Consider the following 22,943-nt stretch of genomic DNA (forward strand, 5'->3'; position numbering starts at 1 on the left):
CATTCTGGTCCTCCTTAGCGCTCACGTGAAATCGCCCTGCTGAGCGCAGCGGTAGTCGCTCGCCTCTCGCAGGGTCTGCATCTCGCGCCAGACGTCGGTGGCCTTGGCATCGCGGACTCTGGAGAAGATGGCCAGCGACTCCCGCCAGGCGGCTTCGGCGTCCGCGAGCCTTCCCTGGGAACGGTAGGCGCTGCCCAGGTTGAAGATCGTCATGGCCTCTCCCCGGGGGCTTGCGATGGCCCGGCACACGGAGATCGCCTCCAGGTGGTGCTTGATCGCGTTGTCGTGGTCTCCCAGGGCGGAGTAGGCGCGGCCCAGGTTCGTGATGTTGGTCGCCTGTACGAAGAGCGCGCCGCTGCGGCGATTGATCTCCAGTGCCTGCGACCAGCATTCGATCGCCGAGGCGATGTCCCCCAGGCCGAAATGGGCCTCGCCGAGGGTGTCCAGGGTGTGCGCATGGCCACGCTCGTATCCTGAGTCGGCCACCACGGCGAGTGCCTGCTCACATCGCTCTCGTGCCGTCGCGTAGTCGCGGACGTCGATGGCGTTCATGGCGAGGTTCCCGAGGACCTTGGCCTCACCACGGCGATCTTCGCTGTCCCGGATCACCGCCAGCGCCCGGAGGAGATACCGGGACGCGTCCTCCAGCCGGACGAGTTCGGACGACGCGTTGCCCATCGCGCTGAGCAGGTGTCCCTCCAGCCGCCGGTCTCCGATCTCCCGCACCGCTCTCAGGGCGACCCGGTGGCCGGCGAGCAGATCGTGGTGGTACCCGTAGTGAAAGAGGTACACCTGCAGCAGGTAGGCGATCTGACAGGCGGCGAGGTGCTCGCCGTTGTCGTGGGCCCAGGCGGGCAACGCCGTAAGCGTCTGGTGTTCCAGGTCGCACCAGGCCAGGGCCGCGGACACGTCGGCGAACACCAAGGGCTCCATCGTTTCGCCGAGCGCTTCCAGCTCGCCCAGAGGCTCTCGCATGCGACCGGGCGTGAAAGTGACGTCGGCGGCGTACATGGAGTGGATGAACCAGGTCAGCAGTCGTGAGACAGCCGCGGCGCGCGTCGAGGGCGAATCGTGCCGGCGGCTCTCCTCGGCAGCGTACGCGCGTACCAGGTCGTGCAGCGAGTAGCGGTCACCGTGTTGTTCCACGAGGTGCGTGGAGACGAGCCGATCCAGGTGCCTGCGCGCCTGCTTGACCGAGAACCCCGACAGGGCGCCGGCCGCCGCCAGGCTGAAGTCGGAGCCCGGATAGAGCGCGCTCACCCCGCGCAACATCCACGCCGCGTCCCGGTCGAGCCGCTGGTAGGACCAGGAAAGGACCGTACGCAGGTCCGAAAGGGCGTCGTCGCCGCTGTAGAAGACCTCGAACCGTTCGTGGCCGTTGGCGATCTCGTTGACGATCTCGGGCAGAGTGACGTCGGGCTGCCGCGCGAGGCGTTCGCCGATGATCCGCAGCGCGAGAGGCGAGCTGTCACACAGGTTGGTGAGCGTATGGACGGCCGGATCGTCGTACGAGATCGTGGTCCGCCCGGACACCCGGTTGAGCAACTCCACGCAATCTCGCGGTCCGAGCGGCGGGATGTGGATGCGGGCGGTGGCCTCGCAGGCGGCCAGGCTGCGTAGCTGGTCACGGCTGGTGACGACGACGGCGCAGCCATGTCCGGGCAGCAGAGGGCGAACCTGCTCGCTGTCCAGCGCGTTGTCGAGGAGGAGCAGCAGCCGGCTGTTCGCCGTAAGGCTACGGAACAGCGCGGACGCGACCGCCAGGTCATCGGGGATCTCTTCGGGGGCCACGCCCAGACTTCGCAGCAGCACGGCCAGGGCGTTCAACGGCTCGACGGGACTCAGCGTGCCGAAACCTCTGAGATTGACGTACAACTGCCCGTCCGGGAAGTCGTCCGCGACCGCCGAGCACCACTGGAGCGCGAGCGTCGTCTTGCCCATTCCGGCACCACCGACGATCAGCACTGACAGATGTGTCCCGGCCACTGATCCGGACTCCTTATGCAGGTCATCCAGCAAGGCCAGCTCCGTACGCCAGCCAACGAAATGCGCGGCGACGGGCGGAAGCTGCCGCGGCGTGCTGTCCGGCTCAGGCGGCTCGTCGGCGGCCATTTCAGCACCACTGCCGGCGGTCGCGGGGACGTCGCCCGCACCGATCGAAACGGCGCGGGCCGCGGTGGCCAGCTCCCTCTCCTCAGAGAGGGTCAGGCTCAGCGCCTTGGCCAGCCCGTAGACGGAAGTGCTGCGGGGGCGCCGCGCCATGTCGAGTTCGAGCCGGCGAATGGTGCGGACGTTCAGTTCGGCACGGTCGGCCAGTTGCTGCTGAGTCAGCAGTGCCCGTTCCCTATAGGCCCGCAGCAGGGCTCCCAGGCTCGGTTCGTTCCCGACCGTGGCGGCGTAGGCCTCTTTTCCTGCTTCTCTTGACATGGTGTGACCCTGGGGATGGAGGTTAGAGGACACGGCCAGACCCTCGGAGGGACGGCGGCTGAGACCCATGTGTGTGGCTCGCGAGGTGGCGGACCCGACCTCGCCGCGCTCGTGCGGCGCATCCGTCTTGTGCACAGTTAATATATCTACTAGACATGTCTATGAGGGTCAACGAGATATGCTTCGTCAATGGCCCATGTGATCCTCGGTCTGCTCCTGATCGCCCCGGCGAGCTTCTACGACCTCATCAAAGGCTTCGAGGCAGGCGTCGCGCTCTTCTACAGCGCCAGCTCCGGCAGCATCAAACGCGCGCTGGGCACCCTGCTGGAGCGGGGGTTCATCGAGGTCGCAAGCATCGAAACCGGAGGCCGGGGACGCAAGGTGTACCGCCTGACCGACGCCGGCCGCGAGGAGTTCCGCACGTGGATGATGGGGGAGCCGGCCGGGCCCGACCTTGAGACCGCGGCGCTGTCGAGGCTGTACTTCCTCGGCCTGCTCGATCCCGCCGAACGCGTCCCGGTGCTCCGCCGCATCACAGCGCGCATCGAGACCGACCTCGCGGCGCTCTCCGCCCTCGGCCGGCACATCGCCGCCGTGGACGTGCGTGAGGAGCAGCGCGACATCGCGGTTTATCAGAAGGCGACTCTCGAATACGGCATAGCCTCGCACCGCTTCACCCTCGACTGGTTCACGTCGGTGGCGATGAGCGCCCCTGACGCAATGCACCGACATCGGACCGACAGCGAATAGAGCAGGGCCTCTGCGGAGGGCCCGGAGTAATGGTGACGTTGGTCATGGGAACGGCCGGAATTCCTGGATCATGGCATGCGCGGCCCGGATCAGAGCGGCGTTACTCGTGGCGGGAGCTCCATCGGGTAGCCGGAGTACGTCTTCCATGCCGATCCGGGTGTCCAGCCCGCGAATGGCCGCGGTGCGAAGCACGGTCCAGGCCGCTGTCTCCTCACCGTGGAGAAGGATCGGCAGGCCCGTGCCGCTGAGCTCGTTCAACAGGGTGATGGCGGTGGCTGCGGCCGTTTGCGGGTTGGTGTCGGTGACCTCCGCAATGACGCGCAGCACGCGGTGTCGTTGTGGCCACGTGAGGAAGCGCCGGGCGGCTTCGGTTTCGGTGTAGATACCGGCTTCGATTCCGATACCTCGTTCCAGCAGTGCGCTCGCGACGATCGTGGCGCCGTCTTCGTGCCAGTTCACAGACGCGTGATCGGGTAGCACGGCCCAGGAGCCGACCATCGCGGCTCGTTGCCGAGCATCGGGCAATGTCCACGCCCCGGTTGTGACCCCGATGGGGACGGCTGGGACAGCCGCTCGCACGGCAGTGATCGCCGCGTCGACATGAGCGGGGTCGAGAGTGTCTTCGCCGTCGTGGTTCTTGGGGTGGAGATGGATGTCCTGAGCTCCGGCCTCGACGGCCTCACGGGCGGCCTCCGCCAGGTCCTGTGGGGTCATGGGGAGGTGGGCCGACTCGATTCGGTTTCTGGCGCCGTTCAGACAGACCTGCAGCATGTGATGCATCGTCTCAGGTGCGTGTGACACTCGCTGCCGGGCGACGGCGACGCCGGTGTAGATGCCCGGAAAAAGTCCGGGCGAGCGGGCGAATGCCCCGCTCAAGAGCCGAATCTCGCCCCAGGGTGAAAAGCATTCAATGCTAGCCTGCACGAATGTTGAGAGTGACGGAAGTCGGCTTCTCGATTCGGACGGATGCCGACCTCACTCCAGACGAGCCGACCAAGCCGTTCGTCTCGCCGGAGGATATGGCGAGCACCTTGGAGCCGGCGCTCGGTTGCACGTTCCGGGAAGGGACATTTTGTAAGGCGCCGGCGCTGGTGGCCGAGGCACTGGGCGTGACGATCTCCTTGTTGCCCTGGCGCGGCATCGGTGGAAAGAGCATCTTCCAGCTATGCGGCGAAGTCCTCGAAGCCCGGCTCCTCCGCTCCGTCCCGGCACGGGAACTGGTCCGCATTGACATCGGCCGGTACATCGTCGATCTCTTGAACGTCCGAACGCCGTTCCTGTGGTATGTGCCGAGCCGGGCAGACCTGGCCGCAGAGAACGAATACGCCAGGGAGATCGACCGGGCCTACGATTGGTGATGGGCGACGGTCCTCCGGCCGACCGCTTCGGCCGACCACCGACCAAAATGCTCGGAATATGTCCGGTCGCAAAGCCTTGATCGGTTGCTTTCTACTCCGAAAAATGAAGGCGTATGCCTTCATGCGGTTGTCCCCAGGAGCGTTGGGAGGTCACGTGGCATTTCCGCGGGATAAGCGGTGGCGGTCCGGAGTCGTCGTTTCCTGCGCTGCGGCCGTGCTCATCCTCATCGTGAGCTCAGTGGTCAGCGTGGTGATCGTGGTCACCTCCACAACGGGCACGGCAGGCGAAACGTCGGGGGCCTCTTCTCGTCAGGGGATTCGACTCGCGAGAGCGGCCGACCCTGTCTCGACGCCCACTCCGGGGACGCTCCAGGCGCCTGTGGTGCCGGTCTCTCCCTCGCCCTCCTCCCCTGTGGAATCTCACCCCGCGGCTTCACCTCACTCAAGCCCCACCTGGACGGGCAAGCCGGGAGGGGAGATCTACTACGGCACCTTCAGCAAGGACGAGTGTCGCAAGCGGGGCGAGGAAGGTCTCGCAGCACAGAAATGGTCCGCCTACTCCTGCAAGGAGCTCCTGAAGCGCGACGAGCCGCCGAAGCCCGGAGAACTCATAGAGGACCTTGAGGTGGTCGCCGGGCTCACCACAGGCGACCACCGGCTCTGGGTGGTGGATTGGCAGTGCATGATCAAAATGGAAGACAACTGCGGCTGATCCCGCACGGGCGCCGCTATCCGCCCTGGGTGCCGACCTGCCCGTGCCAGTCGTCGATTCCGCTGGCGAGCAGATCGACCGTGCGACCCTGCTCGTCGGGAGTGGCCTCAGCCGTGACGCGTGTGAGATAGAGGTTTCGGGTCATGGTCTGCGGGAGTTTCCGGCTCACTCGCTGGATGCTTGTCGGCCACCTGCCACGTATGCATGGGTCTCGAACCCGTGGCCGAAGGCCCTTTCGATCGCCGCAATCAGGTTGGTGTGCTCGGCCCTGAACCAGGCCAGGGCCTGGTCCCGGTCCTGAAGGGACAACGGCGTCGACGCGGAGTCGGGCGGCGCGAGGCGGATGGGGTCGTCCGCCGGCTCGATCAGCGTGGCGGCGGCGTACGCGGTGTGCAGATAGTGGTCGAGGACCCGGCGCAGGGCCGCCCGTCGCTCGCTCGCGTCATCATGCGTCCTGGCGAGTTCGCCGGCGTAGACGTGGAGCAGTGCGTGCAGGCCGTAGTGGCCGGTCGCGGATTCGGTGACCAGGTTGGCGCCGGTCAGTTCGTCCAGCAACGGCTGCAGGTCATCGAGCGGCATCGCTGCCAGGCTGGCCAGGGCGGCGGCGGTCATCTGGGTCCCGGGGTGCACGCCCATGAGCCGGAAGAGGCGTGCGGCCGGCTCGCTCAACGTCCGGTATGACCAGGAGAAGACGGCGCGGACATCGGTGGCGGTGTCGGGACCCGGGAACTCGTCCGGGATCTCCCATAGGGCCTGCGGACGGTCTGCGACCGCCGCCAGAGTCTGATGAGGCTGCTGGCTCAGGCGGGCCGCAGCGACGGCGAGCGCGAGTGGCAGGTGTGCGCACCGCTCCACGATCCGCCGGGTGGCGGCGGGCTCGGCGCCGATCCGGTCGGCCCCGAGCCGTGCGCTCAGCATCTCGCCGGCGTCCTGAGAGCTGAACACGTCCAGGGCGATCGTCTGGGCACCGTCGGCGGCCACCAGGCCGGTGAGCCGCGAGCGGCTGGTCACGACCACGGTGTTGGGGGCACTGCCGGGAATCAGGGGGCGCACCTGCTCCGCGGTACGCGCGTTGTCGAGCACGACGAGCGCGCGCCGGCCGTCCATCAGCGACCGGTAGAGGGCGCTCCGGCTCTCCAGATCCGGCGGGATGTCCCGCTCCGGCACGTGCAGGGCACGCAGGAACGAGGTGAGCACCTGCTCCGGCCTCGTCATCGGGCGGTGATCGTAGCCGCGCAGGTCGGCCCACAACTGGCCATCGGGAAACAGGTCGGCCACGCGGCGGGACCAGTGCAGTGCCAGCGCGGTCTTGCCCACCCCGGCGGTCCCGCTGATCAGCACGATCGATCCCGGACCCGGTCCCCGCTCCCTGGTCAGGCGGTCCAGCTCGGCGATCTCCCGCCTCCGCCCCACGAACACCGAGATCGGCGACGGCAACTGCCTCGGCACGGTGAGGGTCGTCGCCGAGACCTCCGGTTCGGCCGCCCCATGCCCGAGAACGGTCATCTGGAGCCGGCGCAGCTCTTCCCCGGGCTCGATGCCCAGCGTCTCGACGAGGTGCCGCCGCCCGGTGTGATAGGCCTCCAGCGCCTCCGCCCGCCGGCCACTGTGATGCAGAGCCGTCATGAGCTGGGCCCAGAACCGCTCACGCAACGGATGCCGCGTGGTCATCTCCATGAGCTCGCTCACGAGGTCGTGATGGCGGCCCAGCAGCAGGTCGACGTCGAAGCGCCGCTCCAGCGCCCGCAGCCGCCGCTCCACCAGCTGGTTCGCCTGCTGTTCGAGAAAATCGGACGGGATGCCCGCCAGCGGTCTGTCGCGCCACTGGGCCAGCGCCTCGGTGAGAGCGGCTGCCTCCATCTCCGGATCCGAGCGTCCGGCGGCCACCTCCGCCTGCTCCAGCCAGTATCGGAACCGCCCCAGATCGAGCCGCTCCGGCCGAACCTCTATGAGGTAGCCGTCGGCGCACGTGACGATGGCGGCTCCGCCCAGCAGCGTACGAGCCCGCGACACGATGAGCTGCACGGCCCGGCGCGGCGCCTCCGGCTGGTCGCAACCCCACACCGCGACCGCGAGGTCCTTGTTGGACACCGGGCTTCCCGCCTTCAGCGCCAACGTCGCCAGCAGCGCCCGCTGCTTGGGAGAGCCGACCGGCACCAGCCGGCCTCGCACATACACCTCCAAAGGCCCCAGCACATTGAATGCGAGATCAGTATCTTCGAACACCATTGAACCTCATGAATCCACGGCGCCGTCGCCGGCCTGCCGTCGGACCCGACCGTCGAAGAAATAGCCGACTGGTCTTCGATAATCACGGTCGGCAGGTCTGCCGGGCCGTATTGAAACCTGTGCTCCCCGTATTCATCATGGCGCAGGTCCGGTGGGTTCGACCACCAATTCGACCGGACATTCACAAGACTTGTTGCGGGCACCGCACGGGCGCGCGGGACCGTCAGTCGGCGTTGCCGCTGATGACGAGCGCCCAGCACAGGACGCCGAACGCCACGGTGGTGGTGATCGTGCGGACGAGGTTGTAGCCGGACCACCTCGCCTCGTCGAACTGGCGGCGCACCTCACCGAGGTCCGCGATCCCGGCCGGATCGCCGGCCGCCTTGATGGCCTCGTTGAGCGGCACGTTGACGGCCATCGTGATGCCGAAGGTGATCAGGTAGAGGACGAACGCGGTGATCAGCCAGGGCAGCACCGAGCGGACGTCCTGCGCGAAGTGGAGCACCGCCGCCAGCCCGGTGAAGACCAGCGCACCCATGAAGGCCATCATGAACCAGGGGTTCATGATGGCGCGGTCGATGGCCTGAAAGGCGCTCACGAAGGTACGGTCGTCCGTGCGGGCGAGGCCGCGCATAATGGTGTGCTGGTAGAGCCCGCACACTCCCGCCACGAGGCCGGTCGCCATGGTCGCCGCGATGAGCACGGCCGTACGCAGAACAAACATTCTTCTTGCCTTTCGCATCACGCATATAAAGTGTCAGAAGTCGCGGACGCATTCGTCAATTGATAACGCCCGCACCCGCTCGCAGTGGCCTGAAGCGGCGATGAAACGGGTCCGAAACCCGGCTCTTCTTACATCAGGCGGCTCAGAACCGAGCGCGCGCGGGCCAGGCCGGGCTCATAAGCCTCGGGCAGGTCCACGGCCAGCGACTCGTACAGCGCGACCGCCTCCTCCGCCGCCGTACGGGCCTCCACATGCGCGCCGGCGGCCGAGTGGACCTCGGCGAAATTCAGCAGTGCGCTCGCGTGCCCGCCGCCGAAGCTAGCCGGATGCCGCGCGGCCGGCAGCCGGTACAGCTCCACCGACTCCGCCGTGGCCGCCAGCGCCTCGGCGTGTTCACCTCGCCGGGATCGTATGAGGCCGTGGTCGGTCAACGCCAGAGCGAGGTCTCCGGCCAGACGGTGCGGGCCGAGCTGGTGGAGGCGCCGATAGACGGTCAGGCATTGCAGCGAGGCGGCCAGGGCCTCCTCCTCGTACGGGCCCGTTCTCGATGCCTCGTAAGGGTCCGTTCTCGACGCCGACACGCACAACGTGTGCAGCGCGAGGCCGAGAGTCCGCTCGTGCGTCTCGGGGTCGGTGGCCGCGAGGGTGGTGAGCAGGGTGACGGCCTCCCGCGCGGCCTCCACCGCCTCCTCCTGGCGGTTCAGGACCGCCAGGTCGCACGACATGTTGTTCAACGCCAGCGCGAGTTGCGGGGCGGCGTCCTGGTTACGGCGGGCGATCTCGACGGCCTCGACGCTCGCCGCCAGCGCGGCCTCGGGCCGGTTCAGGTCATGCAGGTCAACGCCCAGGTTGTCGAGGCTGACGCACAAGCTCAGCTCGGCCTCGCGGACCTCCTCGCGGAAAACGGCGAGGTGATCGTCCCGGATCTCACCGTCGAACTCGACGGTCTCGATGAATTCCTCGTCGAGTTCCTCGTCATCGAAAAGGTCATTGACTTCGCTCAGCCCGCCGTCGTCGAAAAGGTCCCTGCCCATCGGCTGACCACCCGCGTAGAGAGCTTGCTCCTCATCCGGATCGGGAAACAAGCGCTCGAACCGGTGCCGGCGGTCCAGCGCCCGAGCCGCGAGTGCGCGATCGAGCTCCACGGCTTCCTCGTCGGCGGCCACCGCCTCTCGCCACCGACCTGACCGTTTCAGGCCGATGGCGACGTTGTTCAGCGTGATGGCCAGGGCGCGCAACCCGTAGAAGTCGTCGTCCCCATCGACCGACCGCCTGCACACTTCCACGCGCTCGATGAAGGCCGCGTACGCCTCCTCGTATCGCCCGACCTCCGCGAAGGCGTCGCCCAGCCGCCCCAACGCCTCGCAGAGCCGGCTCGTGACGAGCCAGTCCAGCTCATCACCGGTGCCGTGGTGACCGCGCCAGATGTTCACCGTCTCAGCGGCGGCGCCGACGGCCTCGTCGAAACGGCCGACGCCGGTCAGGCAGTCGGCATATTGGGCGAGCGCGTACGCCAGGGTGTAGTCCTTGGGCCGGCCGGGTTTGCCGTCCGGTTGCCGCCGGATCTCCCGGACCGCCTCTGCCGCCGAGTCCAGCGCTTCACCGTGCCGCCCGAGCCGCACCAAGATGCGGATGAACATGGTTCGCGCGTCGTTCGCCAGGTCAAGGGCGGACGTGTCCATGATCGCCAGGCGCAGGCCCACCGCCTGCTCTTCCTGTTTGATCGGCAGAACTTCCTCGTAGCGCCGCAACTCCATGAGAACGTCGCCCAGAGAGCTGAGCGTGTGGTGGTAGTCGTCTAGGACGTCGCCGGCGGCCTGGTCATCCGCTCGGTAGACATCGGTCGCTTCGAGATAGGCCAGCCGCGCGAGCGAGTACCAGCCTGGGTGCTCCAACTCGGCGCCGAGCCTCCGCAACGGCTGGGCCAGCGCGTACGGCATGGGCCAGGCTTCGCGGGGCTGCCCGCGCAGAGCCTCGATCTCCTCCATGAGGACGTGGGCGTATCGCAGATCGGGGCCGTCGGGTAAGCCGGGATGTCGAAGCAACATCTCCGAATTGATGCGATTCTCCACCATGGTCGGGACAGTAACGCGGTTTCCCACGACACAAGCCCGGTGCCCCGCAAATGTCCATCGCATGCCCTCGCGATGTCCTCACCTGCGCTCATAGTCTCTGTGCGGACGTTGAGCGCTTGTCTCCGCCCGAAACCGTCGGCATGTCCGACCGATCCGATCATCAGGGATCTCGACACCAAGGGAGCCGGCTGGCCATGGGGACACGTGAAGACGGCTCAAGCGCGGTGCCCGGGTTACGGCTCGCCGTGCTGGTCCTGCTGGTGGCCACGGTGTTCGGCGGGCTCGGCCTGAGCGCCTTCTCCCTGGGCGACGGGGGAGTGCGGCATGCCATGGAGACCGCGTCACCGCAGGATGTCGACGTCAAGGTCGCCGGATTCATCAACGTGGAGACCTTCACCACAATTGACCGCATCGTCCGGGAGCAGGCGGACTGGGCCTTGGGCGGCGAGCCCCGGCAGGTGACCACCTTGCTCCGCTCGGACGGCTACGCCATGCCGGGCCAGGAGAACGTGCGATACCGGCGGCCGGAACGGCTCAGGTTCGACAGTTTCGACGGGTTCCAGCAGCATGCCAGGCTGGTGTCCGGTTCCTGGCCGCGCTCGCGCACCGAGCCGATCGAGGCGACGATCTCCCAGGCCGCCGCCTCGTACACCGGTCTGACGACCGGGCAGGTGTTCACCACGGTCGGTCGCATCGACGCCAAGCCGGTGAAGGTCAGGATCACCGGGGTGTTCGTGCCGGAGGACCCGCGTGGCCCACGCTGGGCCGCCGACCCGATGTTCGGCCCCGGTGTCCAGCGGGACGGCTACACGACGTACGGCCCGCTCATGGTGGATCAGGCGACCTTCCTTGACAACTTCGCAACGACGGTGGACGCGACCTGGACCATCACCCCCGATCTGCGCGGCATGTCGCTCGGGCGGCTGCATGAGGCGGCCACCCGGCTGGCCGGCCTGCGGGAGCGGTTTCAGGCGAGCGGATGTCCCGACTGCGCGCCGTTCAGCGCCCTTCCCGAGTCGCTCGCCCGGCAGGAGGCAGGCGCTTCGGCGGCCCGATGGACGGTCCTCGGCCTGACGGCGGCCCTGGCCCTGGCGCTGGTGCTGCTGCCCAGCCCCGGGCAGAGCAAGCCGCACCCGGGTACGGCGGTGCTGGTCGCGTGCTGCGCGATCGTCGGGCCTTTCGCCGCCCGGCCCCTGCTCACCCTGGCCGGCACGCTGCCATGGTGGCCCGCCTCAGGGCTGCGGCCACCGCCGCCGGGCCTCGATGTGGGGTCGCTCCTGCCGGCGATGGCGATGGCGCTGCTCGCGGCGGTGCTCCTGCTCGTCGAGGTCAAGGTGCCGAGACCGGGTAGGGCGGCGACCGCCGCCGCCGTGGCCGCCGCGGTGGCCGTGGTCGCGGCCGGAGGCGCGGCGACCTGGCGTACGTCCCAGATGGATCAGGCGGCCCACCTGACCGGAGCGGATCTGCGGCTGACCGGCCCCGCCGCGGGCGGCAAGCCGGACGTGCTGGGCCGTGGCACGGCCTTCGCCGCGCTGCCCGGCGTCACCGCCGCCGTGCCGGGCCACCGCGACCGCACCGAGGTCGACCTTCGGCGCACCACGCTCCTGGGCATCGACGCGGACCACCTTGCCGAGGTGATGCGGCTACGGCCCGGCCTGTCGGACCGTAGCGTCACCCAGATGGCGGCCGCGATGGCCGCCGGTCGTCCGAGGATCGGCGCCCTGAACCTCCCCGGCACCCCTCGTACGCTCACCGTCGAGACGGAGGCGCCCGCCGACGCCGACCCGCCGCGGTTGCGCGTGGTGCTCTCCGACGCGCTCGGCGTCTGGCACCACCTGCCCGTCGCACCGCTGCGCGAGGGCACCACGAAGGCCGACGTGGACCTGGCCGGTCTGGCGGGGCCGGGCGGCCAGATCGCCTATCCGCTCGCCGTCCGTGGTTTCCTGGCGGACTCGACCGACGACTTCCCTCATGTGGTCACCGTGACCGTGCTGAGCGCCGACGGCCGGCAGGTGGCCCTGACGCGGGATCAGCGCTGGTCGGAAGGCGCGCAGGACGGCGGAGGGCTGTTCTCGCTCAAGGTGAATGCCGCCGCGGCCGTCGTGCGGCCGGTGCCGGTGGACGCCTCTCCTGACCGGCCGCTGCCCATCGTGCTCACGCCCGAGCTGGCCACCTCCGCGAAGCTCACCACGGGCGAGACCGGCTTCATGGCTCTGGGGCGGCAGCGGGTGCGGGTTCAGCTCGCCGGTGTCGTCGAGCACATGCCAGGCATTCCGCTCAATGAGCCCGGCGCTCTGGTGGACCTTCCGTCCTTGCAGGCGTGGAACCTGGCGTCGGCACGCCCGCCACTGCCCATCCCCGACTGGTGGCTCGCCGGGGACGTGAGCGGGGTCCGTGCGGCGGTGGCCCAAGCCGACTGGGACGTCACGGTGATCGACCCGCGGAACCTGATGGCCGCGCCCCCCGGCCTGCTGCCGGGAGCGCTCGCCCTGGTCCTGGTGACCGGATTCGGCCTGCTGTTCGGCGCCTTCGCCGGGAGCCGCGGACGGGTTCTGTGGTCCGCCGGGGGCCTGATGCTGGGACTCGTGCTCGGGATCGGGCTCTACTACGCCGCCGTGCCCTGGCTGGTGAGCGGATGGCAGGGCGGAACCCTCGCGCTGGACGTCGTACCGGGCTTCCTTTGACGGCTTCGCCCCGCTGCCGCTGTCGTGACGCGATCGAACGCCGGGATGAGATCCCGGCGTTCGATCGAACCGCATCACCGTGGCTGAAGCGGTGGCCTCGGCGCAGGGCTGGCTGATCTTTCAGCGGAGCATGAGCACGGCGTTGTCGGTGCGGGCGAAAAGATGCCCGTCCGTGAGGACGAAGGGGGCCGCGACCTCGTCATATCCCGCCACCTCGCCTAACTTGTAGAGGAAGTCCGCCGCCGACCACGTGGTGGTCTCCTCCAAGGCGATGCTCCATCTCGGGTCGCCGGTGCCGGCGTCGAAGGCGTGCAGGCCACCGTTCTCGGTGGCCACGTGCAGCACGTCTCCGGCGAGCAATGGCGCTCCCACCATGGACGTGGCCAGGCGTCTGCTCCATCGAACGGTCCCGGTGACGAGATCCAGCGCGTCGATCCGCTTATCGGCCTGGCAGTAGGCCAGATCGGGCCCGAAGATCGGCGCTCCGATGTGAGGCTCCAAATAGTCGTCAACCCCCTCCAAGGCAAGTGTCCGCTGCGGTCGCCCCGTCCTCAGATCGAGGCCGACCAGCTTCGTTTCGTCCGGGAGATCGGCACCATGCACCCGGTAATGGCGTATCCACACGAGACCGCGTGCCCAGACGGGCGGACCCATGACCAGCACGGCGTCCGGGTTGGCACAGGGCGGTATCTGGGCGCACGCCGGTTCGTCATCTCCCCAGATCTCCCAGCGCAGAGCGCCGGTGCGCAGGTCGAAGGCATGCACCCCGCTGTCTTCGTGGCGGTGCGGCTCATACCCCTCGGTCACCAGCAGCATGTCCTCCGCGATGGTGGGATGGACGTTGAGCAGGGCGTACGTGTGGTCGCCGGATCGCTCGTCGGCCTGCCAGAGGAGCCGGCCCGAGGCAGCGTCGCGCGCCATGAGCCCAAAATCGGTTGCCAGAAGCAGGTCGTCGACCACGGTGGGTCTGCCTGCTCCTTCGGACTTCCACCTCAACCGTCCCGTCGCCTCTGTCGCACCCGAAGATCTCCTCACCTGTGTCGATGATGACCAGGCCGCGAGTGAGAGCCGGGGGCCGCTGCAAGCGCAACCGACCCCAGTCGTCGTGATCCAGGGGGTTGGCGCAGTGCTGCCGAATCCACAGCCGATGGCCTGTGCCGAGGTCGAAGGCGCAGGCGTTGCCCTCGGCGTCGCTCACGTACATCACCCCATCGGCGGCAGCCGGAAGCGAAGGGCTCGCAGGAGTGGAGAACCTCCTTACCACCTGCGGTTCGCTGACGATGCCCGGACCGGCACACCGGCCGGTGCGGGCCAGATCGCCGTGGGGCACGGTGCCTACGGTCACGCTCGATGACCTCCGTATCGGGTGAGGGGGTTGAGAAGAAAGACCTATTCTCCTTGCACGCCCGGCAACGCCGAACCAGAGAAACGGCCCAGTCCACCGACTGGGCCGCCCTCTCTACTGCGTGGTGCCGCCGGTCATCACTAGAACGGTCCCGCGGGGCTCATCCAAGGTAGCTTGATATAAGCGCTACCTTGCGGATTGTCGTGTCTCGTCCATCCTCTGGCCCATTTACGAACCTGGTAGCCGATGTTGTGCCGGAAGCAGCTTTCGTCGTTCGCGCCATTCTCGTCGTAATAGACGATCACATCAGGAGGGCCCGCGCCCTCCGGGTCGACGACGATGGCCGGGCTGTAGGGGTCACCCCACAAATCGCAGATGATGAAGTGATTCTGGTTCGGCCCGTCGTTGCACCAGGTGGTCTTTCCGACCGTCCTGCCATCAGAATTCACCAGCGCCCACCAGCCCGTGCAGGTCTCGTTCGCCGAGACCTCGTCCTGCTGGGATTTATAGGAAAACTCCGGAGTATCGGCCGCGCTGTATGCGGCTGCGGGCGCGATTGTCATGCCCACCAGCACTACCAGTGGAAGTACGAGAGCACTGACGACGCGCCGCCAGGCCGTGAAACGTGATAAGCCGGTCACTTCTCCTCCTGTCTTTCGGGATGTACGCGATGAACATCGTCAGTATCTTCAGTGGAAGTGACCATTTCCAGGGCGAGATCCGGACAATTTTGAGGTGTTGCATAAGGACATGGCAAAGCCCGGCGCAACTTGACCGATAACCTCTTTTCGCGCGCCGAGCCGAGAGTGAGGGCCGGCCTTCCGGTTCGACACAACGCCCGAAAGCCACCTTGCTGGTCTCTGCCTGCGCGGTGCCATCGTGTGGATCCGGAGCCTGCGCCCCCACCTGAAGATCCGAACTTCGATGCAGGTCCTAGTACACCTCGATCCTGTCCATGCTGATCACCGTGTTGCTTGAGGCGGGATTCCTGTCGCCCGTGACGCGCACGCGCAGTGTGTGGGGCCCGGCGGGCAGGACCGGGCTCTTGTAGTTGAGGTGTTCGCCGACCCGGATGCTGCTGTAGTAGTCGACGCGTTGCTCGGGACCGCCGTCGATGGAGATCGCGGCGATGCCGTTGCCCACGTCGCGTACGCTCAGCAGCGCGATCTGGGTGCCGGTGAACTGGATGGTGGCGGTGGCGCCCGCCTGGCCGCTCCAGTGGTCATTGCCCCAGAAGCACTGGATGCCGCAGGCGGACCCGGACTTCCACGTGCCCGCGTACGTGACCTGCGGGTCGGTGTCGTTGATCACCGAGGTGGTGGCACCCGGGTCCCCCGAGGGCAGCGCCCGGGTGGCGCCGGCGCCGCGCGGGCGGCCGAAGTTCGGGGTGCCGTCGGCGTTCCAGGTGAACTCCTGCACGCGGGTGGTGCGGAAGGAGTACGTGTAGGTGCTGGTGTTCTTGGCGTGGTAGGCGATCCAGTCTTCGGTGCCGTCGGGCGAGCGGAAGAACGAGTGGTGTCCCGGCCCCCACACGCCGCCGGCGTCGTGGCGGGCGAACACCGGCCCGGCGTGCTGCCTCCAGTTGGCGGCCACCATCGGGTCGGCGCCGTTGGCGATGCTCTTCATCCAGAGCTGGTAGTCGGGCTTGCCGGTGTCGCAGGTGGAGTAGGTCAGGAACGTCCGGCCGTTGCGGTAGAGCGGGGTCGGGCCCTCGCGCACCTCGGTGCAGCCGCCGTTCGCCGGGATCGCGACCCGGCCGCCGGTGACCGTCCAGGGGTTGCTCATGCGGGCGATGTAGAGCTGCTGAGGGCCGGTCATGCCGCGTCCCGGCCCGCTCCAGACGAAGTACTGCTGTCCGTTGTGGGTGATCGGCTCGCCGTCGATCGCGTACTCGCCGAAGTCGGCGATCCTGGCCTTGAACGCGTACGGGCCCATCGGGTCGTCGCCGGCCGACTCAAGGACGTACATGCGGTGGTTGGCGCCGACCCCGTCGGAGGCGGTGTAGTAGATGTACCAGCGCGAGCCCACGTGACGGAAGGCCGGCGCCCACATCTGCTTGTTGCGGCTCGGATCGCTGTCGCGCCAGACCACCTGCTCGGGGGCGGCCAGCAGGGTGGCCAGGCTGGGCGACTTCCAGATGCCGATCCGGTCGCCGCGGGTGGTGGCCACGTAGTAGTTGCCGTCGTGGTACATGAGGCTGGGGTCGGCGCTTGCGTTGACCGGGTTCCGGTACGTCAGCGTGAGCTGGGCGGCGGTTGCCGAGGCAGGTCCGACCAGCATGCTCAGGGCGATGGCCGCGAGAGCACACCACAGTGATAGGCGGGGCATCGGGGTCTTTGCTCCATTCTGCCGGGCGAGTTTTCTGGTGATCGGTGTGAGCGTTGTGCCGGGACACGCCATCGGCGCGGAGCCCGCGGGCTCCGCGCCGATGATCAGCCGTTGAGGCCGAATAGGTCCTTGATGAACTCGACGAAGATCGAGATCCGCCCCTCGTTCTGGCGCACGTCGTCGATGGCGTTCACGACGGTATAAGCCCGGTAACCCAGTCCCTCGGCCTCGTCCTTCCCCAGTTCCTTCGCGATGTGGAGGCTCGGATTCTTACCTTGTATGCCAGCCCATGAGGGAGTTCGCTGGCCTTCGGTGACGCGGCGGCCGTTGATGATGATGCTGAGTGGCTGACGCCCCGGCTGTGGCTGGGTCACGGGTTGGCGTTGGGCCTTTGGCGGTGACGGCCGATGTTTTGCGCGGTGGCTGGTCGGGCGTTTTGCTGGGGGTTCTCGACGGGCGCGGACCGGAGGTTTGCCGGCTCGCCTGCTGGGTGCCGGCCGGACCGCGGGTCGCCCCTTGGCGATTGCCCTGGGCTGGGCGGCCCGCCGCCTGGCCCGCGCAGCGGCCGCCTTGTACGCGTTCGCCACCGCCTTCTTGATGGCGTCCGCGATGGCGCGCCGCCGCGCCGTCGCGCGAGCCCTCTTGGCGGCCGCTTCCAACGCCCTTCTTCTGGCTTCAGCGGCCCTGCGGAGCCTCGCTCGCTCGGCGGCCGCCCGCCGCTGCGCCTCTTGGCGGGCCTTGGCCCGCCTGGCGGCGGCGTTGGCTATCCTCTTGGCGACCCAGCGGGCCCCGACCCTGACCACGGCGCCCACGATGAACCAGACGAGCTGGCCGTCGGGGTCGCTCGCGCTGACCGGGCTGTTGTTGGCGTAGGCGTAGGCGTTGAGCTGCTGCGGATCGCTCTCGTCGATGATCGGGTCGACCGAGATGAAGCGGCCGAGCTTGGGGTCGTACTCGCGGGCGCCGAGGTGGACGAGGCCGATCTCGGTGTCCTGGGTGCCGCCGACGAAGCCGAGCTGGCCGGGCCACCACGGCGGTGGGGCGCCGCGATCCTCGCCGAACGGTGTCTGCCTCCGTATCGCCACGTCACCCGTGCCGGCGTTCACCGCGGCCTGTGCGGTGCCCTGGTGGTCGTTGGCCAGGAAGTACACCTGGTTGTCCGGGGCGCGCACCGCGATGGGCTGGTTGTCGATGGTGTAGTAGCGGGTCTGCTCGACGACGTCCTTGGCGTAGTCGAAGCGCAACTCCATGTCGTCGATGTAGAGGGTGGCGTCGGTCGGCGTCCTGCGGAGCAGGCGGTCGCCATCGGCGCTGTAGAGGAACGAGGTCGTCTTTCCGGCCTCGGTCACCGACTCCAGATTGCCCTCGGCGTCCCACACCAGGCTCTGGTCGGACGTGCCGACCTTGCGCCTGGTCGTGTTGCCCGCCGCGTCGTAGGCGAACAGGTCCGCGCCGACGCTCTGCAGCGCGTGCGGCTGCTTGCCGCCCGCCGCCGGATAGGCGTAGTTCCGTACTTGTTCGCTTCCGCCGCCCCAGGCGTGCTTGGTCTCCTTGGTCCGGTTGCCGGTGACGTCGTAGGCGTAGCTGACCGCGTACGGGGCCACGCCGCCGATCTTGTCCGACTGCGGGGTGCCGCTGGCGCAGTCGTCGGTGGCCGTCCACGCCGAGGTCAGGCGGCGCAGGTGGTCGTGCTTGAAGCACTGCGTGTCCTGGCCGCTCGCCCTGTCGGCGATCTTGGTGATGTTGCCGACCTCGTCGTAGCTGTAACGGAGGTCCAGATCGCTGGCGGTGGCACCTGCCCGGTCCAGGCGCACACCGGTCAGGCGGCGGGTGCCCTCGTCGTGGGTGTAGGTGAGCCAGGTCTTCCTGTCGCCCTCGCCCAGCTCGTACTGGAGGGTCTCACCGAGCTTGGAGTAGCGGGCCGCGCTGACGTACGCCGACAGGCCGGCGACCTTGGTCGGCTGGCCGAGCGCGTCGTAGCTGTAGGCGACCTGCTCCTCGGCCAGCCCGCCCGCGGCCGGGAAGCTCACGGACTGCACCTGGTCATCGAGCGTGTAGCGGGTGTTGAGCAGGTAGGAGCCCGCCAGCTTGCCCTCCCGTGCCGGGATGGTCACCGTCTGGCGGAGTGCGCGGTAGTCGGCGTCGACGGCGTTGATCTCCGCCTTGTATGCCTGCCCGCCCGCGTACCGGATGCTGGCGTTCATGTGCCCCTTGGCCAGCGCGTCGTACTTCCACTCGGCCAGCAGCGTGCCGGTCTCCGCCCCGTCGCGTAGCTGCGTCTTGCGCCCGAGGGCGTCGTAGCCGTACCAGAGCGTCTTGCCCCGCGCGTCGGTGGTGGAGACGACCTCGTCGGCGTCGTTGTACGTGGTGGTCGTGACGCCCCTGTCCGGGTCCTCGGTCTTTATCTCCCGTCCGCGCAGGTCGTAGTGGTGGCGCCAGACGTTCCCGGCCGGGTCGGTCACCGTGGCCAGGCGGCCCGCGGGGTCATAGGTGTACTTGGTGGAGTCGTACTCGCCGGTCGGCGTCGCGCCCTTGTACTGGCGCAGTTCGATCAGCCGGTCCTGCGCGTCGCCGATGCGGGTGGTCGCCGTGCCGCCGGCGGGCGGGGTCACGTGGATCCGGTCGCCCTCCCGCTTGACCGAGACCTCGAGCTTCTTCACTCCCTTTGATGTGAGCGCCTGGGACGCCACCTCACCGGTGCCGTCGAAGAAGGACTCCACCTGGGTGGGAACGTCGGTGTCGGCCGGCTTCGGCAGCAGCTCGGTGGAGGGGGCTCCGGCGGCGAAGTAGCCGGTGTTCTGCTTGAACTGCTCGCCCTGGGAGTTGTAGAAGGTGTCGGTGATCGTACGGCCGTCGCGCAGGGCTGGGTCCTGGGTCTGCTCGTCCCTGGGCGCGGGCTCCTGAGTCTGGCGCTCGCGCATCAGGCCGTCGTACAGCTCGTGGCTGGTGATGTAGGTCGTGTCGGTGAGCAGCGTCTTGGTGGTGACCACGCTGGGTCCGTCGGACCGCACGGTGTAGGAGTACTCCGTGCTGGGCGACTGGTCGGCCGCCTTGCTGCGGTCCGGCTGCCAGACTTTGACCAGGCGGCCCAGGGCGTCGTGCTCCATGTCGACGCGGCGGTTGTTCGCGTCGATCTGGGCGATGGGCTCACCCCACGCCGGCTCCAGGATCGTGCGCAGGCGGTGGCCGAGGTGATTGGTCTCGGTGACCTCGGTCGCCAGGGCGCCCGTGGCCGGGCTGTAGGCGATCGTGGACGTGGTGCTGACCGCATCGGACTTGCTGGTCTCGCGGCCGTAGACGTCGTACGTGTGCGTGCTGTCGGTGATCGTCTGCCCGTCACCGGAGACGACCTGCTGCACGGCGGTCACGTCGCCCTTGCGGGGCGCCTCGCCGACCGGTTGACCGTCGTACTGCACCTTCTCGTCGGAGATGATCTCGCCGGCGGCCAGCGTGGAGACCGCGGTGCCGCAGTTCGCCGCGACCTTCTGGATGCGGCTGGGGTAGTCGAGCATCCAGGCCGTGTCGTTGCGGGCGTAGAACATGTGGGTGCACTGGTCGTCATCGGTCGAGGCGAGGTCGCCCTTCTCCTCGACCCAGGTGAGCATGCCCGCGCTGTCGTACAGGCGGTTCTCGCCGGTGCGCCGCCACTTGCCGCCCGCCAGGGCGGTCCGGGTGACCATGGAGTCGGCCTCGACGATGTGTGCGGCCTTGGTCACGCCGCCCTGCGTGGACTCGGCCGTCTTGACCGACCACGGCTTCTCGGCGGTGGCGGTCACGATGGACCCGCCGTCGCCGTCGAAGAGGATCTCCTCCCGCTCGAAGCCGGAGTACTGGTCGAGGTCGTCCAGCTTGACGCCCTCGGAGTCCTCGACCTGCGCGCTGCGCTTGGAGCCGTCGGCCTTCCTGTCGCCGTGCATGCCGCGGAAGTAACGGAACTCGGTCAGCGTGCGCTTGGTGTCCTGGCCGTCGCCCTCGCGCACCCGGACCCGGCCGAAGCCGCGGAAGTCCGCCCACGTGCGGTGCTCCGGCTTGACCAGGATGTTGTCGGCGTAGTGCCAGGCCGCGCCCTCCAGGTACTCATAGTTGGTCTCCACGTTGGGCGAGCCGGCGACGAGGTCCACCTGCAGCGTCTGGGCCACCACGTACTTGTGGAACCAGTCGCTGACCTCTTCCTCGTCCGGCGGTGACCAGCGCTGCGGGAAGCACAGCTTGGCGTTGTCGTCGGCGACGGGCAGCGCATCGGGCTTGCACTCGGCGGTCTGGTACTTGACCCGCAACTCGCCGCCGGACCCTTCGCGGACGGATTGCACACGCCACTTGTACAGCGGGGCGCGGCCCTCTTTCGCGTCCACCCGGTTGGCCAACTGGACGCCGGCGAACGTGGTCTTGGGCAGTGCGATCGTGCCGCCCACGTGACCGGTCTGCTGGATGGACGCCAGCCACAGCGCCGGGCTGAGGCCGTCACCTGGGGCGGGGAACTGATGGGTCAGCTCCCAGGAGTCCACCGGGCCGTAACCGCCGGCCGTCTTGAGAATCTGACTGCTGACCTTGGTCAGCCGCTTGCGGCTGAAGAACGTCGGCGCCAGCCGGTCGGTGCACTTCACGCCCGAGTTGCAGATCTGGTCGAACGGAACGTCCGGCCAGTGGCTGGCGGTCTCCTTCTTCAACTGGTCGGGTGCGCAGGTCACGGTGCCGCTGGGCAGGCAGCGCTCGGCCACGTCGAAGACCACCTGCGCGGCGGGCGACTTGGTGAACAGCTCGCTGGACAGGTAGCCGTAGTCGATCCGGTTGAGGTACGCGGCCCGGTCGTACACGGTGCCCAGCTCGGGCTTCATGTTACGGCCGTAGTAGTTCTTCTCCTGCGTGTACCAGTACGTGGTGGCGTTGCCGTGCGTGTCCACCGCGTAGTCCAGGTTCCACCGGTACGCCTGCTGGCACCACGCGTTGGCCGGAGTACTGGAGTAGCAGGGCTCCCCGCTGTTGTTGCCGAACACCGGCACGTTCTGCACCGACTTCGTTTCCGGCTTGCCGGTCGTCCAGCCGGGCAGCCGGTTCAGGCCGAAGGTGTACTGCGTGCCGTCCAGTGCGGTGACCCGCCAGTGCTCACCGTTGTTGTCGCCGTTGGCGGCGCCGGTGAGTGCCTCGATCCGGGTGCCGTCGTCGCGCTTGGGCCGCCACTGCTTGGTGGTGGCGTCCTTGACCAGCTCGACGGAGGAGTTGCCCAGCGACATCGTGGCGTTGTCCTGGTCCCAGCACAGGTCGCCGGTCTTCTTGCCGTCGATCATGCACGACTTGAAGCGGCGCTCGATGTAGCCGCTGGGGTTCAGCTCGAAGCCGTCACCGGCCCAGGACGCCTGGTTGTTGGTGGAGGCGGTACGGCCGTCCACGCTCTGCGAGGAGTAGGCGAGGGAGAGCTCCGGCTCCTCGCCGCCCAGCGCGGGCGGCGTACGCATGTCGTAGCTCCAAGAGAAGTCGCCGGTCTGCGTGCCGACGCTCCACGCCGACGACGGCGCGAGAGAGGTGGCCGAGTGGTCGCCGGACTGACCCGAGGGAGCCGCGGCCAACGCATAGACCGCACCCGTCTCGACCTCGGCGGTCAGCGTGCCCTTCCCGGCGTCGTTGCTGGACGAGACCGGCTCCGGCTGCGGGCAGTTCGCGAGGGTGGCGTCCTTGAGCGCGCAATCCCGCACCTTGACCAAGCGCAGGCGGGCGCCGTAGTCACCGCCATAGGCGTAACGGAAACCGGAGTAGTCGATCTCCAGCCGGGTCTTCCGCGTCTTCGTGGCTTCCTGCCCTGGTGAGACCCGCATCGCCAGGCCGAGACGGTCGGTCTCCAGTAGCTCGACGCCCACCGGCTCGGCCGCCGCCTTCGAGGCCCGCTCCGGGGCCAGCCGTACCGGGAAGCCCTCAGGCGGCGTGCTCGCCGTGCCCAGCTCCACCTTCTGCGGTTTGGGCCAGGCCACGCCGGGTGGCGCCTTCCACGCGTGCTTCTGCACCGGATCCGCCAGCGGCGGGCGCACCGGGACCTTCTTGCCCGTGACCGGTACTTCCTGCTGCGTGGCCGGGGCCTCGCGGGGTGCGGCGTACGCCGGCATGGCGTTCACCAGAGGCACGATCAGGACGATCGACAGGACGCCCGCCAGCCTGCGCGGCCAGGGAGACTCGGGCTTGACCTTCCAGGAGCGGTTCCAGGAGGGAGAGGGAATGTCGGGTTCGTCGGGGGCGTCGGATCGCTGGAAACCATTCCAGCGGGATTCGGGCAGCTCTAACTCATCCCATGATTCCATGAGCCTTCTTCTCTCGGAAATGCT

14 protein-coding genes are annotated in these 22,943 nt (G+C 68.2%); 4 read left to right on the plus strand and 10 right to left on the minus strand.

Features of this window, described 5'->3' with window-relative positions:
• Positions 1 to 21 precede the first annotated feature (21 nt).
• Positions 22 to 2,427: a tetratricopeptide repeat protein gene (locus ABGB14_RS11520; RefSeq protein ID WP_347643585.1), complete on the minus strand. Its 2,406-nt coding sequence runs from the start codon at positions 2,425 to 2,427 to the stop codon at positions 22 to 24.
• Between the two features lie 189 nt (positions 2,428 to 2,616).
• Here ABGB14_RS11520 and ABGB14_RS11525 point away from each other — a divergent pair, with 189 nt between their 5' ends.
• Positions 2,617 to 3,177: a PadR family transcriptional regulator gene (locus ABGB14_RS11525; protein ID WP_347643586.1), complete on the plus strand. Its 561-nt coding sequence runs from the start codon at positions 2,617 to 2,619 to the stop codon at positions 3,175 to 3,177.
• A 42-nt stretch (positions 3,178 to 3,219) separates the two neighbouring features.
• Here the strand turns inward: ABGB14_RS11525 and ABGB14_RS11530 are convergent, their stop codons facing one another.
• A complete protein-coding gene (locus tag ABGB14_RS11530) occupies positions 3,220 to 4,053 on the minus strand; it encodes a 3-keto-5-aminohexanoate cleavage protein (RefSeq protein WP_347643587.1) in 834 nt (277 codons plus the stop codon).
• 50 nt (positions 4,054 to 4,103) lie between these two features.
• Between ABGB14_RS11530 and ABGB14_RS11535 the strand changes: the two genes are divergently transcribed.
• Both ABGB14_RS11535 and ABGB14_RS11540 read left to right on the plus strand, forming a co-directional pair.
• Complete coding sequence (locus ABGB14_RS11535; protein ID WP_347643588.1) at positions 4,104 to 4,535, plus strand: hypothetical protein; 432 nt, start codon at positions 4,104 to 4,106, stop codon at positions 4,533 to 4,535.
• A 214-nt stretch (positions 4,536 to 4,749) separates the two neighbouring features.
• Complete coding sequence (locus ABGB14_RS11540) at positions 4,750 to 5,247, plus strand: hypothetical protein (RefSeq protein ID WP_347643589.1); 498 nt, start codon at positions 4,750 to 4,752, stop codon at positions 5,245 to 5,247.
• Between the two features lie 16 nt (positions 5,248 to 5,263).
• Here the strand turns inward: ABGB14_RS11540 and ABGB14_RS11545 are convergent, their stop codons facing one another.
• From ABGB14_RS11545 to ABGB14_RS11560, 4 genes are all read right to left on the minus strand, one after another.
• On the minus strand, positions 5,264 to 5,416 hold the full coding sequence (locus tag ABGB14_RS11545; RefSeq protein ID WP_347643590.1) for a hypothetical protein: 153 nt from the start codon (positions 5,414 to 5,416) through the stop codon (positions 5,264 to 5,266).
• The gene (locus tag ABGB14_RS11550) at positions 5,413 to 7,419 is read right to left on the minus strand and encodes a BTAD domain-containing putative transcriptional regulator (protein WP_347643591.1); all 2,007 of its coding nucleotides are present in this window, start codon (positions 7,417 to 7,419) and stop codon (positions 5,413 to 5,415) included. Before ABGB14_RS11550 ends, ABGB14_RS11545 begins: the two co-directional genes overlap by 4 nt.
• Positions 7,420 to 7,699: 280 nt before the next feature.
• Positions 7,700 to 8,200 carry an anthrone oxygenase family protein gene (locus tag ABGB14_RS11555; RefSeq protein WP_347643592.1) on the minus strand — a complete coding sequence of 167 codons (501 nt, stop codon included), beginning with the start codon at positions 8,198 to 8,200 and terminating at the stop codon, positions 7,700 to 7,702.
• A 128-nt stretch (positions 8,201 to 8,328) separates the two neighbouring features.
• Complete coding sequence (locus ABGB14_RS11560) at positions 8,329 to 10,275, minus strand: tetratricopeptide repeat protein (RefSeq protein ID WP_347643593.1); 1,947 nt, start codon at positions 10,273 to 10,275, stop codon at positions 8,329 to 8,331.
• 194 nt (positions 10,276 to 10,469) lie between these two features.
• Here ABGB14_RS11560 and ABGB14_RS11565 point away from each other — a divergent pair, with 194 nt between their 5' ends.
• The gene (locus ABGB14_RS11565; RefSeq protein WP_347643594.1) at positions 10,470 to 12,959 is read left to right on the plus strand and encodes a hypothetical protein; all 2,490 of its coding nucleotides are present in this window, start codon (positions 10,470 to 10,472) and stop codon (positions 12,957 to 12,959) included.
• A 120-nt stretch (positions 12,960 to 13,079) separates the two neighbouring features.
• On the opposite strand, the gene ABGB14_RS11570 is transcribed toward ABGB14_RS11565, so the two are convergent.
• From ABGB14_RS11570 to ABGB14_RS11585, 4 genes are all read right to left on the minus strand, one after another.
• Entirely contained in the window at positions 13,080 to 13,919 is an 840-nt protein-coding gene (locus tag ABGB14_RS11570; protein ID WP_347643595.1) for a PQQ-binding-like beta-propeller repeat protein, read from the minus strand.
• Between the two features lie 525 nt (positions 13,920 to 14,444).
• Positions 14,445 to 14,945: a hypothetical protein gene (locus ABGB14_RS11575; protein ID WP_347643596.1), complete on the minus strand. Its 501-nt coding sequence runs from the start codon at positions 14,943 to 14,945 to the stop codon at positions 14,445 to 14,447.
• Between the two features lie 292 nt (positions 14,946 to 15,237).
• Positions 15,238 to 16,632 (minus strand): glycoside hydrolase family 43 protein, encoded by a 1,395-nt coding sequence (locus ABGB14_RS11580; RefSeq protein WP_347643597.1) that lies wholly within the window; start codon positions 16,630 to 16,632, stop codon positions 15,238 to 15,240.
• A 104-nt stretch (positions 16,633 to 16,736) separates the two neighbouring features.
• On the minus strand, positions 16,737 to 22,919 hold the full coding sequence (locus tag ABGB14_RS11585; protein ID WP_347643598.1) for an RHS repeat-associated core domain-containing protein: 6,183 nt from the start codon (positions 22,917 to 22,919) through the stop codon (positions 16,737 to 16,739).
• Between the last annotated feature and the right edge of the window lie 24 nt (positions 22,920 to 22,943).

The sequence above is a fragment of the Nonomuraea sp. B10E15 genome, from assembly GCF_039871615.1.
In the GTDB taxonomy this organism is placed as follows: domain Bacteria; phylum Actinomycetota; class Actinomycetes; order Streptosporangiales; family Streptosporangiaceae; genus Nonomuraea.